13 protein-coding genes and 1 pseudogene are annotated in these 16,044 nt (G+C 49.7%); 8 read left to right on the top strand and 6 right to left on the bottom strand.

Annotated features, from left to right (window positions below):
• Positions 1-8: 8 nt before the first annotated feature.
• Positions 9-2,222, bottom strand: a complete 2,214-nt coding sequence (locus ACSBQN_RS12510) for a TonB-dependent siderophore receptor (RefSeq protein ID WP_024474321.1) — start codon at positions 2,220-2,222, stop codon at positions 9-11.
• 194 nt (positions 2,223-2,416) lie between these two features.
• Here ACSBQN_RS12510 and ACSBQN_RS12505 point away from each other — a divergent pair, with 194 nt between their 5' ends.
• A complete protein-coding gene (locus ACSBQN_RS12505; protein WP_337137136.1) occupies positions 2,417-3,316 on the top strand; it encodes a DMT family transporter in 900 nt (299 codons plus the stop codon).
• 47 nt (positions 3,317-3,363) lie between these two features.
• Here ACSBQN_RS12505 and ACSBQN_RS12500 read toward each other — a convergent pair whose 3' ends face one another.
• Entirely contained in the window at positions 3,364-4,623 is a 1,260-nt protein-coding gene (locus ACSBQN_RS12500) for a Zn-dependent hydrolase (protein ID WP_214167205.1), read from the bottom strand.
• A gap of 218 nt (positions 4,624-4,841) precedes the next feature.
• Between ACSBQN_RS12500 and ACSBQN_RS12495 the strand changes: the two genes are divergently transcribed.
• From ACSBQN_RS12495 to ACSBQN_RS12465, 7 genes are all read left to right on the top strand, one after another.
• Positions 4,842-5,957: a DNA cytosine methyltransferase gene (locus ACSBQN_RS12495; protein WP_024474318.1), complete on the top strand. Its 1,116-nt coding sequence runs from the start codon at positions 4,842-4,844 to the stop codon at positions 5,955-5,957.
• An 86-nt stretch (positions 5,958-6,043) separates the two neighbouring features.
• Positions 6,044-6,514, top strand: coding sequence for a very short patch repair endonuclease (locus tag ACSBQN_RS12490; protein ID WP_024474317.1), 471 nt, complete (start codon positions 6,044-6,046; stop codon positions 6,512-6,514).
• A gap of 6 nt (positions 6,515-6,520) precedes the next feature.
• Complete coding sequence (locus ACSBQN_RS12485) at positions 6,521-7,219, top strand: helix-turn-helix transcriptional regulator (protein WP_024474316.1); 699 nt, start codon at positions 6,521-6,523, stop codon at positions 7,217-7,219.
• A gap of 50 nt (positions 7,220-7,269) precedes the next feature.
• Positions 7,270-7,872, top strand: coding sequence for a glutathione S-transferase family protein (locus ACSBQN_RS12480; protein ID WP_036410150.1), 603 nt, complete (start codon positions 7,270-7,272; stop codon positions 7,870-7,872).
• Positions 7,873-8,009: 137 nt separating this feature from the next.
• Positions 8,010-8,318: a DUF1471 domain-containing protein gene (locus ACSBQN_RS12475; RefSeq protein WP_036410152.1), complete on the top strand. Its 309-nt coding sequence runs from the start codon at positions 8,010-8,012 to the stop codon at positions 8,316-8,318.
• 919 nt (positions 8,319-9,237) lie between these two features.
• A complete protein-coding gene (locus ACSBQN_RS12470; RefSeq protein ID WP_004234664.1) occupies positions 9,238-9,507 on the top strand; it encodes a helix-turn-helix domain-containing protein in 270 nt (89 codons plus the stop codon).
• 153 nt (positions 9,508-9,660) lie between these two features.
• Entirely contained in the window at positions 9,661-12,525 is a 2,865-nt protein-coding gene (locus ACSBQN_RS12465; protein WP_337137139.1) for an autotransporter outer membrane beta-barrel domain-containing protein, read from the top strand.
• Between the two features lie 325 nt (positions 12,526-12,850).
• Here the strand turns inward: ACSBQN_RS12465 and ACSBQN_RS12460 are convergent.
• From ACSBQN_RS12460 to ACSBQN_RS12445, 4 genes and pseudogenes are all read right to left on the bottom strand, one after another.
• Positions 12,851-14,017: pseudogene (locus ACSBQN_RS12460) on the bottom strand (IS3 family transposase); the annotation flags it as partial.
• A 522-nt stretch (positions 14,018-14,539) separates the two neighbouring features.
• The gene (locus tag ACSBQN_RS12455) at positions 14,540-15,337 is read right to left on the bottom strand and encodes a helix-turn-helix transcriptional regulator (protein WP_024474311.1); all 798 of its coding nucleotides are present in this window, start codon (positions 15,335-15,337) and stop codon (positions 14,540-14,542) included.
• Positions 15,338-15,453: 116 nt separating this feature from the next.
• On the bottom strand, positions 15,454-15,729 hold the full coding sequence (locus ACSBQN_RS12450; protein ID WP_024474310.1) for a type II toxin-antitoxin system RelE/ParE family toxin: 276 nt from the start codon (positions 15,727-15,729) through the stop codon (positions 15,454-15,456).
• Between the two features lie 3 nt (positions 15,730-15,732).
• On the bottom strand, positions 15,733-15,981 hold the full coding sequence (locus tag ACSBQN_RS12445; RefSeq protein ID WP_000535213.1) for a CopG family ribbon-helix-helix protein: 249 nt from the start codon (positions 15,979-15,981) through the stop codon (positions 15,733-15,735).
• Positions 15,982-16,044: the final 63 nt, after the last annotated feature.

Genomic DNA, 16,044 nt, shown 5'->3' with positions numbered 1-16,044 from the left:
AACGGGCCTCAGAATGTCACCAGATAATTCAGTGCGAATGTGCGGCCGCGACCTTTATAGCTGTATAAGTCCGGTGCGCCGTACGCCGGGCTGTACAGGATAGGTGCGCGCTGTCCCCACACGGTGGTGTAATCTTTATCCAGCAGATTTTCGACCGCAAAGCTGACTTTACCCACCGGTAACTGATAGCTGCCGAGGAAATCGACGGTGTTATATCCGTCCAGTTTCTCCCCGTCCGCATCGGTCAGACTGAAAGATTGCTGGCTTTGCAGACGCAGTGTCCAGTCTGACGGCTCCCACGCCACATACGCGGTGACTTTTGACGGGCTGGCAAACTTCACGCTCCATTTTTCCCACTGATCGCCCGCTTTTGTCTCGGATTTAATCAGGTTGAAATTGGTGCCGACACGCCAGTCAGTATCTGCGATAGCATAATCCGCCGCCCCTTCCACGCCGTAGATCCGGCGTTTGTCATCTTTCAGGAAGATAGTCATATCTTTCTTATTGATGTCGTAGCTGCTGTCAGACAGTGAATAGTACGCCGCCAGCTGGGTTTGCAGGCTGTCCCCGGTGTAACGCCAGCCCAGTTCGAAGGAGCTGACTTTGATACCTTTTACCCGCGTATCATTGATATTCACACTGTTGAGCAGCGGATAATGACCACTGACCGGTGAACCGTAAGTGCCGGTACCATAGAATTTGGCAATATCCGGGATTTCAAAGCCCTGGGAAAAATTAAACCAGGTCTGTTGTGTGTCGGTCAGGTTGAGCAGCACTCCGGCATTAAATAACAGGTTGTTGTAATCCGTTTCCCCGCCCGGTACCGCATCCGCTGAAGTGGCTTTGCCTTCCGCAATCAGCTGTTGCTGCTGATAACCGACAAAATCATCCACTTTGTTTTTCGTGTACTGATAACGCATACCGCCGCTCAGGGTCACCAGCGGGTTGATGTCATAACTGCTTTGCAGAAACGCCGCCATCGTGGTGGTGGTATAGCCCGGATAACGCCCGGTATTGTAGGCGGAATCGAGTGTCAGTCCGTTGCTTTCCTTCGCTTTCTGCAGATTAAAGAACTTCTGGTTGGCACTGAATTTTTCATGCTCGGCATCCGCGCCGTACGTCAGTGTCAGGTTATCCAGCGGTTTGCTGTTAAAGGTGACTTTACCACCGTAGAAATCGGTTTTCTGCTCTGATGCACTGATGCTGCTGACCACATAATCCGGCTTTTTACCGCCCAGCGCCGGGAACGGATAGAAGGTCTGGGTTTCGTCACGGTAATACGCCTGCGCCACCAGATCCTGTCCCAGCAGATCACTGTTGCTGTACTGCAGGTTCACCATATGGCGTTTGGTGCCGGGGATCCGGTCAGAATCCAGTTTGTCGCTGTTATGCGCGGTGCCTTTTCCCAGCACCGCCGCAAAGTCTTTGCCCAGATCGATCCCGTGTTTACCGTCAGATTCACTGTTGTAATACTGCGCCATCAGCTCCAGCGACTGATGATCATCAATCGTCAGTGTTCCGGAGCCCATAACATCCAGGCGGTCAGAATACTGAAGCCCGGTCTGGGTGTTATCGATCAGGATTTCGCGGCCTTTGCCGTCATACCAGCCGCCGTAACGCTGATAAGCCACAGATAAGCGTCCGTAAGCCTGATCATTACCACCGCTGACCGCGGCAGCCACGTTTTCATCATGATCCGAACCGTTGCGGAACCCGCTTTTGCCGCCGATCTGAACCTCAACCTGTTTTTCTTCCTGACCTTTTTTGGTCACGATATTAATCAGACCACCGCTGCTGCCGCCGCCGTACAGGGAGGTCGCACCGGAAATCACTTCAATATGATTGATATTGAACGGATCAATCGAATCCAGCTGGCGGCTGTCACTGCGTGATGAATTCAGGCGCACACCGTCCACCATCACAATCATAGAGCGCCCGCGCATATTCATGCCGTAGTTTGTCCGCCCCTGGCCGCTGACACTCATCCCCGGGATCAGCTGCGCCAGGATATCTTTCAGCTCTTTTCCGCCTTCCGCCTGCTGCGCGATATCCGCATTATCAATGACCCAGGTGGTCTGGGCCATTTCAGAAACTGTCCGGTAGCTGCGCGAAGCAGAGACCACAATCGGTTCGCCGGAATCGGCAGAAGTTGCCGCCAGGACATCCGGTGTGATTAACAGGGTCAGGCAGGGTGTCAGAAGACAGAGAGAGCGGATGCGCATTGGTATCTTTCCTGTGGAGATCAAAAAAGTTCATTATCAGGTTGCTGATAATATTGACTGAGAATGATTATCACAAGAATAAATATTCTCCACTTGCTTTTTATATTTGATTTCCGGGGAGTGACTATTCACTGTGGTATAATCGGAACCGGATATCTTCCTCTTAACTCACTGATTTTCAGATAAGGAATCCCATGCGACCTGCGGACTATCTGCGGCTTACCCTGCTGGCGGCCATCTGGGGTGCCAGCTTTCTTTTTATGCGGGTGGCCTCCCCGCAGTTCGGCGCGGTTAACACGGCCTTTCTGCGTGTCTTTTTCGGCTGTGCCGGACTTCTGGTGATCCTCCTTGTCATGCACCGCACCTTCCGGTTTGACGGAAAATTAAAACCGGCATTATTGCTGGGCGTGATTAACTCCGGTATTCCCTTTTTTATGTACTGTCTGGCCGCGCAGTGGCTGCCGGCCGGTTACTCCGCCATTCTCAACGCCACCACGCCGCTGATGGGGGCCCTTATCGGCTTTGCTTTCTTTGCAGAAACCCTGACCACCCGCAAATGGCTGGGTGTAATGATGGGACTGGCCGGGATTGTGGTGATCACCACGGTCGGGGAAAGTCAGTCTTCCGCCCATTTATTATGGGGCGTGGCCGCCTGTCTGCTTGCCACCGCCTGTTACGGGCTGGCGGGATTCCTGACGCGGCGCTGGATCAGTGAAAAAGGCGGTCTGGATGCCCGTCTGGTTGCGTTCGGCAGCCAGCTCGGTGCCACGCTGTTCCTGCTGCCGTTTTTCGGTTTCAGTGTCACGACCGGCCCGGCGGTTAACTGGGCACAGCCGATGGTCTGGGGCAGTGTGATTGCAGTGGGGCTGCTCTGTACGGCAGTGGCGTATATTCTCTATTTCCGCCTGATTGCGGATATCGGCCCGATGCGCTCACTGACAGTGACCTTTCTGATCCCGCCGTTCGGTATTTTGTGGGGTTATCTTGTGCTTGATGAAACACTCAGCCCGAACTTCTTCCTCGGTGCGCTGATTGTCTGTGTGGCAGTCTGGCTGCTGGTCAGCCGGGGCAAACAGCCCGCAGCGGTAAAATAATTCACCGGGCGGCATCCGCCCGGATGCCGCCGTTTTGCCGGGATAACTTACACCGGCTCTGCCAGTCTCAGTATCACCGTATCCAGCAGCACCTGCGCGCCGCGGATCAGATCAGCATCTTCGGTATATTCCGCCGGGTTATGGCTGATACCGTTCTTACTCGGTACAAAAATCATCGCTGCCGGCGCTATCCGCGCAATCATCTGCGCATCATGTCCGGCACCGGACGGCATACGACGGTATGCACTCCCGGCGGCTCTGGCCGCATTCTCCACACAGCTGACCAGGGTTTTATCAAACACCACCGGCTGAAAACGCGCCAGCTGACGGGCTGAGACCGTAACCCCTTCCTGCTCTGATAACACCGCCAGATAATCGCGGATCTGCCCTTCCGCCCATTGCAGGCGCTCTTCGTCCGGATCCCGCATATCAATGGTGAAGGTTGCCGATCCCGGGATTACGTTAACCGCATTCGGTTCAAAAGCAATCGTCCCCACCGTAGTTAATGTGGCCCCGTTTTTCTGAGAAATGCCTTCACGCAGAAAGGTGATCAGCTTCGCTGCCGCATATCCGGCATCATGACGCAGTCGTGTCGGTGTGGTTCCTGCATGGTTTGCTGTACCGGTGATGGTGATTTTCTGCCATGAGATCCCCTGCAAGCTCTCCACCACCCCGATCTGTAACCCTTCCGCTTCCAGCACCGGGCCCTGCTCAATATGCAGTTCCAGATACTCGTGCGGCAGTATGCTGCCCGGCACCATACTGCCCGCATAACCGGCGCGTTCCAGCTCATCACGCAGCACTGCACCGTCAGTGGCCACCGCATTCAGGGCATCCTCCAGCGGATAACCGCCCGCATACACCAGCGAGCCCATCATATCCGGATGAAAACGCACACCTTCTTCGTTGGTGAATGCCGCCACCGTGATCGGACGGGACGGCAGCACACCGGCTTCCCGGAAGGCCCGGACTACCGCCAGGCCGCTGAGCACGCCGTAGCAGCCATCCAGCGCCCCTGCGTTAATCACCGTATCAATATGTGACCCTATCATCAGCGGCGCAGTATCACTATTTCCGGAAACTGACGGCAGCGTGCCGAAAATGTTTCCGATCTGGTCAATACGGATCACCAGATCCAGCGCTTTCATCCAGCCGACCACCAGGTCACGCCCCTGCTTTTCCGCATCGGTCAGCGCTGTCCGCGTCCGGCCGCCCTTCACCGGGTCCGCCCCGGTATTCCCCAGTTCCTGCAAATGATTCAGTAAGGTCTTTCCGTCTATCTTCAGTACATCGGATTTGTGATTCATGATCACCTCATTATTGTTATTGTGGCTGTATGGTTATTAATTATGCTGCAAAATCATCCTACCGGTGATAGTCACTGCCTGTTATGCAAAAACAGCATAGGGTATGAAACAGAAAAATACTGCCGCTGCTACGGTTTCCCGGAGCCCCGGGCAGTGATATAGTGCCGGGATAAAACCGGCGCACTGCCCGGCGGCTGTTTCCCGAACCGGAGATGATTTTGAAAAAACACCCAGAGGATGCCCCTTTCCGGCAGTCACCCGAGGATAATTGCAGATTCACTTTTATCGATCTTTTTGCCGGCATCGGCGGGATCCGCCTGCCCTTTCAGCAACAGGGCGGTCGTTGTGTGTTTACCTCTGAGTGGGATAAATTCGCCCAGCGCACCTATTTTGCCAATTTCGGTGAGATGCCTGACGGCGACATCACCCGGATCGCGGCAAAAGATATTCCGGATCACGATATTCTTCTCGGCGGTTTTCCGTGCCAGGCATTTTCACAGGCAGGCGCGCGTCAGGGCTTTAACGACACCCGCGGTACCATGTTCTTTGAAGTCCAGCGCATCATGACAGAAAAACGGCCGAAGGCGTTTCTGCTGGAGAACGTCAAACAGTTGCGCGGCCACGACGGCGGCCGGACATTACAGACTATCCTCGATATTCTGCGCGGAGAGTATGAACAGACTGTGCCGGATAATATTCCGCTGAGTGAAGAGACCCGCAGCGCGTTGTCGCAAAAACTGAACTATTGGGTTGATTTCCGCGTGCTGCGTGCCGCCGATTTCGGTATTCCGCAGAACCGTGAGCGTATTTTTATTATCGGTTTTGATCGCGACCAGTTTCCGGATGCGGATTTTGACACCTTATTTTCCTGGCCGGAACCGACTCATGAGCCTACCTGTCTCGGTGATATTCTCCAGAGCAAAAAAGCGCTGGCGGAAGATGCGGTGCGCTATAAAAAAGATCGTTTTACCATCTCCGATAAATTATGGGCCGGCCATCAGAAACGCAAAAGAGAACATAAAGCCAGAGGTAACGGCTTCGGATATTGTCTGTTTAATAAAAACAGTGAATATACCAATACCCTGAGCGCCCGCTATTATAAAGACGGCTCTGAGATTCTGATTGACCAGTCGCGGGACGGTAAAAACCCGCGCAAACTCACCCCGCGTGAATGTGCGAATCTTCAGGGTTTTCCGGAAAATTATATTACTGATGCTGTTTCCCAGGGGCAGATTTATAAACAGTTCGGCAATTCTGTCTGTATGACTGTTGTCGAAGCAATAGCTGAACAACTCACAGCGGCATTAGTACGGGCCGGTGCATTACCCCGGTAAAATAATCTTCCGGCGGTACGGCGCATATTTTCCCGGCGAAATAGGGTAATCTGGGTTTATTACTGAAATCAGCGGCTGAAAATCCGATGGATGTACATGACAAAGAAACCCGCTCCCGGAATATGCGCGCCATCCGCAACCGGGATACCAGACCGGAGCATCATGTCAGAAAGCTGTTGCATCATAACGGCTTCCGTTTCCGGTTATATCCGGCAGATTTGCCCGGCAAACCCGATATATGGATGGCAAAATGGCGGACGGCTATCTTTATTCACGGCTGTTTCTGGCATATGCACGATTGTGAGAAATTCCGGCTTCCCGCCACGCGGACCGCATTCTGGCAGAAAAAATTATCAGAGAATAAAATCCGCGATGAAAAATATATCGCAGAGCTGCACCGCATGGGGTTACGCACATTAATTATCTGGGAATGTGCCCTGACCGGGAAAACCAAACTGCCTGATCCGATGCTGCTGACATTAATAAAAACCTGGCTGATAAGCAGTGCTGTTTCAGGCAGTATTACGGACTCCGGATTATCTATCACGCCAGGCTGATACCTTATGACACGCACCCAACGCTTACTCACCTTATTACAGATCCTGAAAGAGAACCGTTATCCGGTCACGGCGGACTCCCTCGCCTCACAATTACAAATCAGTGTGCGTTCCGTTTACCGGGATATTGAAACCCTGCGCTGCCAGGGTGCCGAAATTACCGGTGAAGCTGGTCTCGGTTATCAGATGAAATCAGGATTACTGCTGCCGCCGATGATATTTGATGTCAATGAACTGGAAGCCTTAATTCTCGGACTGCGCTGGGTACAGAGTAATGCGGATGATGAACTGAAAGCCTCCGCTGCCCGCGCGGCAAATAAAATTAATGCTGTGGTGGAACATGAATCCCGTGCTGTATTCAGTGACAGTACATTATTTGTGCCCGCCTCACAGCTGACACAGGTCGATAATATCATTGCCGGGGAATTGCGCCGCAGTCTGCGCGAAGAGCTGAAAATCAAACTGCATTATCAGGATAAAGAGGCACAGACCAGCAACAGGATTATCTGGCCGATTGCCATCGGTTATATGAAAGAGGTGCAGGTGCTGGCCGCCTGGTGTGAATTACGTCAGAGCTACCGGCATTTCCGGCTCGACAGAATTCAATCCTGTGAAGTATTAACCGACAAACTGCCGTACCCGAAAAAATACCTGCTCGACCGCTGGCGCAAAGAAGTCCTCTGCATCCCTCCTGACAGATTCTGACACTCCCCTCACCTATGATGATGCCTCAACACACTAAACAGGAGAGCATCATGAGCGGACTGACACTTTATACCAATGCAATGTCACGCGGGAATACCGTCGATTTATTTCTGAAAATTCTGGATGTGCCGTATCAGCGCGTAGAACTTGATTATGGTGCGGATATGCATACCCCGGAATATCTGGCTATCAACCCGATGGGTAAAGTACCGGCATTAACCGACGGAGACCGTGTTATTACGGAAACAGCCGCCATCTGCATGTATCTTGCCGATAAATTCATTGAAAAAGGCTTTGCACCAGCGATTGATGCTCCGGAACGCGGCACCTATTACCGCTGGTTCCTGTTCACCGCCGGTCCGGTTGAAGCCGCTTTCACCGCCAAAGAGATGGGCCAGGTACTGACAGAAGAAGAACAGAAAATGTCAGGGTTCGGCTCCTTTGACCGCGTGATGGCCTGCCTGGAAACCGGACTGGCTGATGCAGCACCGTATTTATGCGGTAAAACCATGACCGCCGTTGATGTTTACACCGGCTATTTCCTGATGTTCCTGGCCAAACACGACTTAATTGCCATCTCTCCGGTCATGAAAGCGTATTTAGACAGCCTGACGTTAAACCCGGCATTTGCCGCGGCCTTCTCCGGAGAATAACAGCAACCCTCCCTGCCATAAGGCGGATGCAAAAATACAGCATCCGCCATTTATGCACTTTCTTTTACCGTTTATCCGCAGTACAGTTTCCTTATTAATATCTTTACGGTAACTTACCGGCAGAGGAAATAATGATAATGAACACCCTCAAAATAATCGCATTCCCGGTTCTGCTTTTTATTTCGGCTTCCGGTTTTGCACAAACGGTTACCGCCTGGGGTGATACATTATCTGATGCGGAAGCTAAAATAGCCCGCCAGGCAGAAAAAGCCGGGACCGGATATCAGATAACCAGCGCCAGAGTCGGCTGGGTTACTTATGTTACAGCCACACTGACACCATTACCGGAAGATACACGCAATATTTCACCTGACGAAAACCAAACTCAGAATAATGCATTACCACAAACGGAGAATACCCGTAACCACTGGCTGACAGAAAAATAAATATACCAGTAAATATCTTTACGGGACGTAACAGAGACGGATGCATTGAACTCCCGTTAAATAAATAAAATATTAACAGGGATAAAAAAACACTGTATACCTGTATTACAATCACACTGCGATCACACCACTCCCGCTATTATTTTCTTCAAAAAAAACGCATTTCAAATCTGTCAGAAAACACAATAAAACCCGTATTTTATTGTTATTAATCTGCCGGTAAAAACAAAATTCCCCTGACGAACAAATACAGCGATAAATACGGATTTCAGGCTATGAAAAGCATAAGAAACCGGATTCCGCTCCGCCATAGTGAAGAATGTCGCCTGTCGCTATATAAAAAGCCAATAACGCCGGGAAAAACACGCCATACGGTAAACATCAGACAAATGATCTGCCAAATCTGAAAAGAAAAGTGTAAGTATTTATGTGAAAAGTATCACACTTTTACGAGTACGATCCGGAAAACCCGAACCATGATGTTTCCTTCTTTTCATTTCAGCCAAAATGACAGATATCAATGTAATGAATTGAATAAAATACAAAAAACAGAAAATGACAAGTGCGATGCAAGGACATTTACTTACTCAGCCAATATGTAAAGAATCGCTAAAACCGATCAATAATCAATTGATGATAGATTTTACCTATCATAAGTGAAATATCGATCGTTAATAACAATTTTTTATGTTTTCACATGTCTTGTATATTTCATTACCAGATGGTAATTATTTATACGCAGCAGACGGGTAACTGCAATTAATATTATTACATCCGGATTTGTAATAATTTATTACAGGATATTACGATTTTTGTTTTCGCGTTAATTAATATTTCTCCCTGCTTAATCAGCACCGCTGTCATATAAGTAAACACATCACACCTGAATCCTGTTACGGCCCGGGGAGTGGAATCTATTATGAAAAATAATCAGATATTACTGCATGATGTAGGCGCGCTGATCCGAAAGTTACGTAAAGAAAAAAGAATGAGCGGCGTTGATCTTGGCGCAGAACTGGGAATCAGCCAGCAACAGATTTCCCGCTATGAAAATGCCACGAGTGAAATATCGGTATCAACACTCATTAATATACTTGCTGTATTTAATATAACACCCGCTGAATTTTTTACCCGTATCTCTGATACGAAGCATGACTTTTTCAGCAAATACACCACCGGGAACTGGTAAATACCAGCCAATTAGTCCGTTAATTATTGTTGTTATGCATCAGGAAGATACATCCTGTTTCCTGCCTCACATCAATAATAATGATAATAAAAATATCTTATTTACATAATTTTTATGTGCTTTTGGAAAATAAAAATTATGAAAAGGAATGTTATGAATATTAACCTGTTTATCAGGGGATATCAGCGATCCCCTAATTCTGGCTATACCGCCCTCTCACTGCGTGGCTCGTTAGCAGCGGCCGGGCTTCTCAGCCTGAGTACTGCGGTCTGTTTACAGACAGCACAAGCTGCGGATATCGGCAGCCAGAGCGGTACCAATATTACGGTTAACGACGGTGACCGGATCACCGGCGATACCGGCGATGCATCCGGAAACCGCTATGGTGTCCTGAACTCCTATAACAACGGTGCCGGAACCATCAATCTCGGCAATAACGTGACTGTGAATGTGACAGACACGGACAAATACGCCAAAGGCGTGGTTATTCAGGGAAATAACAGTGTATTAAACGCCAATGGCTTATCCGTGGATGTAAACGGTAAAAGCGCCATTGGTATTGACCTGTCCGGTAAAAAAGCAGAGGCCAATCTGGGAACCGGCAGCAGTGTGAAAGTGGAAGGAACCGGTAACGGCATGGCAAGCGGTGTTGTGGTCAGCAACGCCTCCACCCTGACCGCTGACCGTCTCTCTATTGAAACCAAAGGTAACAGCGGTACAGGCCTGTCTATCGCAGACTACGGCAGTAACGTCAATCTGGGCAGCGGCAGTACGATTAAAACCAACGGTACCGGAAGCTATGGTATCCGTATCGACGGCCTGAACGGCACCGCATCCAATGGCCCCGCCTATTTTACTGCCACTAATCTGACTATCGATGCACAGGGTTCAAGTGCATACGGCATGAATATCCAGAGAAACTCCATTGTTGATCTGGGTACTGACAGCAAAATTATGACCAACGGCGATAACGCCCACGGTATCTGGAGCTTTGGTGACATCAAAGCAGATGCCCTGACAATTATCGCCCGCGGAAGCAATGCCAACGCGCTGGAAGTTCGCGGCGGAACCGCCAATATCGGTGCCGGCAGCCATATGTATTCTGAACTGGGCGGTGGTCTGGTCACCAACGGCTCAGGTACGACCATCAACTTTACCGGTACGGCGGATAACCGTAATACTATTTTCTCCGGTGGTTCTTACGGTGCGTCTGCTCAGTTTTCCGGTGCTAAAATCAACCTGGCAAACACCGATATTACGATTGACCGCAACGGAAGCCTGGGTCTGGGACTGTGGGCGCTCGGCGGCGGTGTCATGACCGGTGATAATATCTCGGTAACAGGTGCCGCAGGCACCCGTGGTGTCTATGCCATGACCAACAGCCAGATTGATCTGACCGGCGACCTGACCATTAACATGGCAACCGCAGATCAGATAGCCATTGCCACCCAGCACAATGACGGCTATGCCGCCAGCCGGATTAATGCAACGGGCAAAATGCTGATCAACGGCGGTATTCAGTCACGGGGCGGCCTGATCAATGTGGATATGGCTTCTGGCTCACAATGGACCGGGAACGCCTACAGCGATAACGTCAACGGCGGCTTGCTGAATGTCACTATGGACAACAGCCGCTGGAATGTCACAGATGATTCCAACCTGGATAATCTGACACTGAATAATACCACCGTCGATTTATCGCACAGATTATCCGACACCGGTTACTCAACACTGAGTATCGCCAACCTCAGCGGCAACGGCGCATTCACGCTGCGGACTGATATTGTCGGTGACGGTGATGGTGTCAACAACGCCGGTGACAAACTGGTGGTAACCGGTACCAGCGCCGGTGATTATTCATTAACAGTCTTAAACCGCGGCAGCCTGGCCACAACCGGGAATGAAATTCTGACCGTCGTGGAAACCGCAGACGGCGCAGCCAGCTTTACTTCAACGTCTGAAGTCGAGTTAGGCGGCTATCTGTATGACGTGCGCAAGAACGGCAATAACTGGGAACTGTACTCATCAGGTGCCTATGTTCCGCCGCCGGTAGTCCCGGATCCTGATCCGGAACCAGAGCCTGAACCGGAAAAACCAAAACCACCGATCACCACCACGGCAGATGCAGGCGGTAATTTCCTTAACGTGGGCTATCTGATTAACTACGCAGAGACCCAGACACTGATGCAGCGCATGGGTGATCTGCGTCAGAACGGCGGGGATAATAACGCATGGCTGAGAGGCTTCGGCGGTAAATTCAACTCCTTTGCCGGCGGCAAAATGAGCGAATTTGACATGACCTACGGCGGTACACAGCTGGGCTTTGATAAACGTATCTCACCGGACACACCGCTGTATATCGGTACCTTTGCGGGCTTAACCCATGGCTCACCGGACTATCGCGGCGGGGACGGCACTGTCCGCTCATACCATCTGGGGCTTTACACCACCTATATGGCGGACAACGGTTTCTATGTTGACGGTATTGCCAAGGTCTCCCGGCTGAAAAATAAATTCAGCGTATCGGACAGCCAGAACAATAATGTCAGCGGCGACGGCAGCTCAACGGGGGTCAGTGTGTCGGCGGAAGCAGGCCGGAAATTCAGCCTGAGCCGGGCCGGTAATGGATTCTATATCGAACCGCAGGCACAGCTGACCTACAGCCATCAGGATTCAACCGGTATTCACGCCAGCAACGGCCTGAAAATCGACCTCGGCAGCTACGATTCCACCATTGGACGCGCCGGTACACTGATCGGCTATGAAACCACCACCGGTGACAGCCAGATTAACGTTTACCTGAAAACCGGTTTTGTCAGAGAGTTTCAGGGCAACACAGACTATAAACTTAACGGCTCCCGCGAAGCACACAGCTTCAAAGGAAACTGGTGGAACAACGGATTGGGCATCAGCGCCAATATCAGCAAAAAACATACCCTGTATGCAGAGGCTGACAGCTCAACCGGCAACCGGTTTGATCAATACCAGATTAACGGCGGATACCGTTTCAGCTTTTAATCTGTGAGGTGCTGTAAGTAAAAAGACGAAGAGGGATCTTCGTCTTTTTTTGTTTTCAGGGAAGTCTGGTTTACAGCAGATATCAATGCGGTAAATATAATTAATATTATATTGAAATCATTATAGTTTCTATAACAGTTAGCGCTATGAATATATTGAAAATTTTCAATTTTTGAGTATGTTAAGGATGACAACGGGATAATAATCATCAGGGAGAAATGATATTGGTCGATGCTATTTTTTCTGTCTATAAATACATTGATATCACAGTGATTTTTATCGCCTCTCTGTTCATCCTCTGGCTTTCATCCATCTGTAGTGGTCCACTAAAACTGGCCACGGTTTTAGAGTTTTTTCGGTATCGGTTTTCCGATTCGCTTGGTGGTAATCCACCGTTATATTCGTGCGGCCTGAGTTCGCTATAATACCCGACGATATAATCCGTTATTGCATGAGCAGCTTCACTGAAGCTGGTGTAACCGGTCACCGGCATCCACTCGCTTTTCAGGCTCCTGAAGAAGCGCTCCATCGGACTGTTATCCCAGCAGTTTCCGCACCTGCTCATACTTTGCCTGATCCGGTATCGCCACAGTAACTGCCTGAACTGCCTGCTTGTATAGTGACTACCCTGATCACTGTGGAACATGACCCCGGATGGCTTACTGCGTCTTTCCCATGCCATTTCCAGTGCTTTGGTGGTCAGCCTGCTGTCCGGAGAGAACGACATTGCCCACCCCACGGGTTTCCGCGCAAACAGATCGAGTACCACAGCAAGGTAAGCCCAGCGTTTACCCGTCCAGATATACGTCACATCGCCGCACCATACCTGGTCAGGCTCTGTCACTGCAAACTGACGTCCGAGGTGATTCGGGATAGCAATATGCTCGTGTCCCCTACGTTTATATCGGTGAACAGGCTGCTGACAACTTACCAGCCCCAGCTCCTTCATGAGACGGCCGGCAAGCCATCGCCCCATCCGGAAGCCCCTGAGTGTGGCCATCGTGGCGATACTTCTTGCACCAGCAGAGCCATGACTGAGACCGTGCAATTCCTGAACCTGACTACGTAATACGGCTCGCCTGCTATCTGGCTTGTCAGGGCGGTTTTTCCGGTATTTATAGCTGCTGCGGTGAATCCCGAACACATGGCAAAGCGTGGCCACAGGATAATGCGCTCTGAGTTTCCCGATTATCGAGAATTGTTCAGGGAATCTGACATCAGGAGCGCGGTAGCCTTTTTTAATATTTCATTTTCCATTTCAATACGTTGGAGTTTTTTTCTTCAGCTCACGTATCTCAATTTGCTCCGGCGTGACAGGGGAGGCTTTAGGTGTTTTGCCGGCACGTTCATCCCGTAACTGCTTTACCCACTGGGTCATAGTGGAAAGTCCGACATTCATGGCGTTTGCGGCATCTGCAACCGTATAGTTCTGATCCAACACTAACTGAGAGGATTCACGTCTGAATTCTGCACTGAAATTTCGTTTTTTCATTAAAGCACCTGTGTTGTCCTGAGGTGAGCATATCACCTCTGTTCGGGTGGCCAAATTTATTAAACCACTACAAAGTGAGTTCAACCGCCAGTCGGGTTAGGGTGAACCAGCAAAATCATGCCTTCACTGCGAGTAAGTTTATAGGCTTTTGCTTCAGGCTTAGCCGAACGAACCTTCACATCACTCAGAGCCATGATGAGTATCCTTTCAAGGGTTCTGTGTGGGTACAAACATTATCGAACCGGGATATACCCGCAGTTGTATCCATATCAGTAAGTTGATGTAGATTGAATCAGGTTGACTTAGGTTGAGTGAAAAAGCGAGGAAAGCCTTGCCAATACTGGATTTCAGGCACAAAAAAAGCCACCTTGCGGTAGCTTGATTTCACTTAAGAATGCGAAGGCCGCACCGCGATTTACGCCATAACCAATTGAAATAAATGAGCTAATAAAAACAAGTGATCACAATGTATACTCACATGTATACTCAACGCGATTCCCTGTGAATACAGCTAGCTAAAAACTACTCTTCATCTTCTTCCACAGGCTCCAGCACGTCAAGTACGACTCGCACCATAGCAATAGAACCAATACGGATAAAAGCATCTTCTCCATCTTCGTCGGTTAGCATATAACGATCTGTCGTTTCAGGCTCGCAATCCAGCGTGTCAAAGAACGCATTCAACTGACCGATATCATCCGTCTCTTCGTTTTGCGGCGCATCAGGCTCAACACTCAGTGGAATCACTGGTCCGCCGTTTACCAGCGTGAGATGGACATTAAAATAATCGTCTTCGTAGGCATCATCCTCTTCGCTCACGATGGGGGCAAAGCCATCAGACAGAAACTGATGAAATATCACTTCACGCATATTTAACGCATAACGATACTCGGAAGAATCAAAAACGAAGAAGCGTTCTGTGTTTGGGGTGTTTTGTTCCTGAAAATAATAATAAAACCTCCGCTTATCCGCTGCTGAAATGGGCAACAGCAAATAGTCCTGCTGCCCCTGTAGCCAAAGTTTTACGGTCCAGAGACCGCTATCCATTTCAATACCGCTTGTGGCTATCGCCTCAAGATCTTCATCGGTTTTACGATGCTTCTTGCGGAAGTCGTTTATCAACCGATCGCTTTCCGGGAACACTACGTTTAGAGGTTTATCCAGGGCATTGCATATTGCCTGTGCAAGACTCAGCTTTGCCGCAACCTTCCCAGTTTCGATACGCTGAATTTGTTGCTGGCTGGTGCCGACCATAAATGCCAGCTCGCGCTGAGTGATAGATAGCTGGGTACGGAGCTGTCTGATGTTGTTCTGTAACATGGCATCCATCCTTCAGAAGGAGTAGAAAGTGCCATTAAAACACAGAATTGAGTAAAAAACACAAATCTGTGTTTTTTACTCATTCATCAACACTCATGGACGAAAAGAAAATCGTTTCATCGTTCTTCTTTGGTATGCCAGAGATCCACGATATAGATGTCACTATCGCGAAGTTCGTAGTGAACCTCGTAATCATCGAATAATACTTTTCGGACCTCACGAGGTTCATACCGAGTCTGCTGTATGCCAATTGCCGGATTCGCTGTAAGACCAGCACAACCAGTCATCAGGCGATCCAAAACGTCATCGGCGTGCTGGCGGCTGTACTGAAGGGCAAAACGGTAGATACGCTCCAGGTCATCCTGAGCTTTAAGCGTCCAATAAACTTCCATTTATCAGGATTTCTTTAAGCGATTAGCAAAATCCACCATGTCCGAGTGGCTCACCACGCGACCAGCATCCACATCGGCAAGACCGGCCTGAATGCTCTGATGACGCCGTTCTCTTTCGGCCAGCATACTGGTCAACGCTTCTTTAATAATCCAGCTCTTAGAACGGTCCAACTCAATTGCCAGATTTTCAACAGCAGCAGCCAACTCAACAGGTATCTGTGCGCTAATGGTTTGTTTAGTAAGCGAACCCATAGGGATTACCTCGTTTAATAACATTTAATAACTCCTATTAAGATTAGCATAGAGGTGCCTATA

This window comes from Morganella sp. B601 (assembly GCF_051172335.1).
Classification (GTDB): Bacteria; Pseudomonadota; Gammaproteobacteria; order Enterobacterales; family Enterobacteriaceae; genus Morganella; species Morganella morganii.
This window is presented reverse-complemented; position numbering and strand designations above follow the sequence as displayed.

Excerpts from the sequence above, each read along its gene's own strand:
- ACSBQN_RS12510 (WP_024474321.1), bottom strand. The coding sequence starts at position 2,222 with ATGCGCATCCGCTCTCTCTGTCTTCTGACACCCTGCCTGACCCTGTTA.
- ACSBQN_RS12450 (WP_024474310.1), bottom strand. The coding sequence starts at position 15,729 with ATGGAAGTTTATTGGACGCTTAAAGCTCAGGATGACCTGGAGCGTATC.
- ACSBQN_RS12470 (WP_004234664.1), top strand. The coding sequence starts at position 9,238 with ATGAAAAATAATCAGATATTACTGCATGATGTAGGCGCGCTGATCCGA.
- ACSBQN_RS12505 (WP_337137136.1), top strand. The coding sequence starts at position 2,417 with ATGCGACCTGCGGACTATCTGCGGCTTACCCTGCTGGCGGCCATCTGG.
- ACSBQN_RS12445 (WP_000535213.1), bottom strand. The coding sequence starts at position 15,981 with ATGGGTTCGCTTACTAAACAAACCATTAGCGCACAGATACCTGTTGAG.
- ACSBQN_RS12465 (WP_337137139.1), top strand. The coding sequence starts at position 9,661 with ATGAATATTAACCTGTTTATCAGGGGATATCAGCGATCCCCTAATTCT.
- ACSBQN_RS12480 (WP_036410150.1), top strand. The coding sequence starts at position 7,270 with ATGAGCGGACTGACACTTTATACCAATGCAATGTCACGCGGGAATACC.
- ACSBQN_RS12490 (WP_024474317.1), top strand. The coding sequence starts at position 6,044 with ATGGATGTACATGACAAAGAAACCCGCTCCCGGAATATGCGCGCCATC.
- ACSBQN_RS12485 (WP_024474316.1), top strand. The coding sequence starts at position 6,521 with ATGACACGCACCCAACGCTTACTCACCTTATTACAGATCCTGAAAGAG.
- ACSBQN_RS12500 (WP_214167205.1), bottom strand. The coding sequence starts at position 4,623 with ATGAATCACAAATCCGATGTACTGAAGATAGACGGAAAGACCTTACTG.
- ACSBQN_RS12475 (WP_036410152.1), top strand. The coding sequence starts at position 8,010 with ATGAACACCCTCAAAATAATCGCATTCCCGGTTCTGCTTTTTATTTCG.
- ACSBQN_RS12455 (WP_024474311.1), bottom strand. The coding sequence starts at position 15,337 with ATGTTACAGAACAACATCAGACAGCTCCGTACCCAGCTATCTATCACT.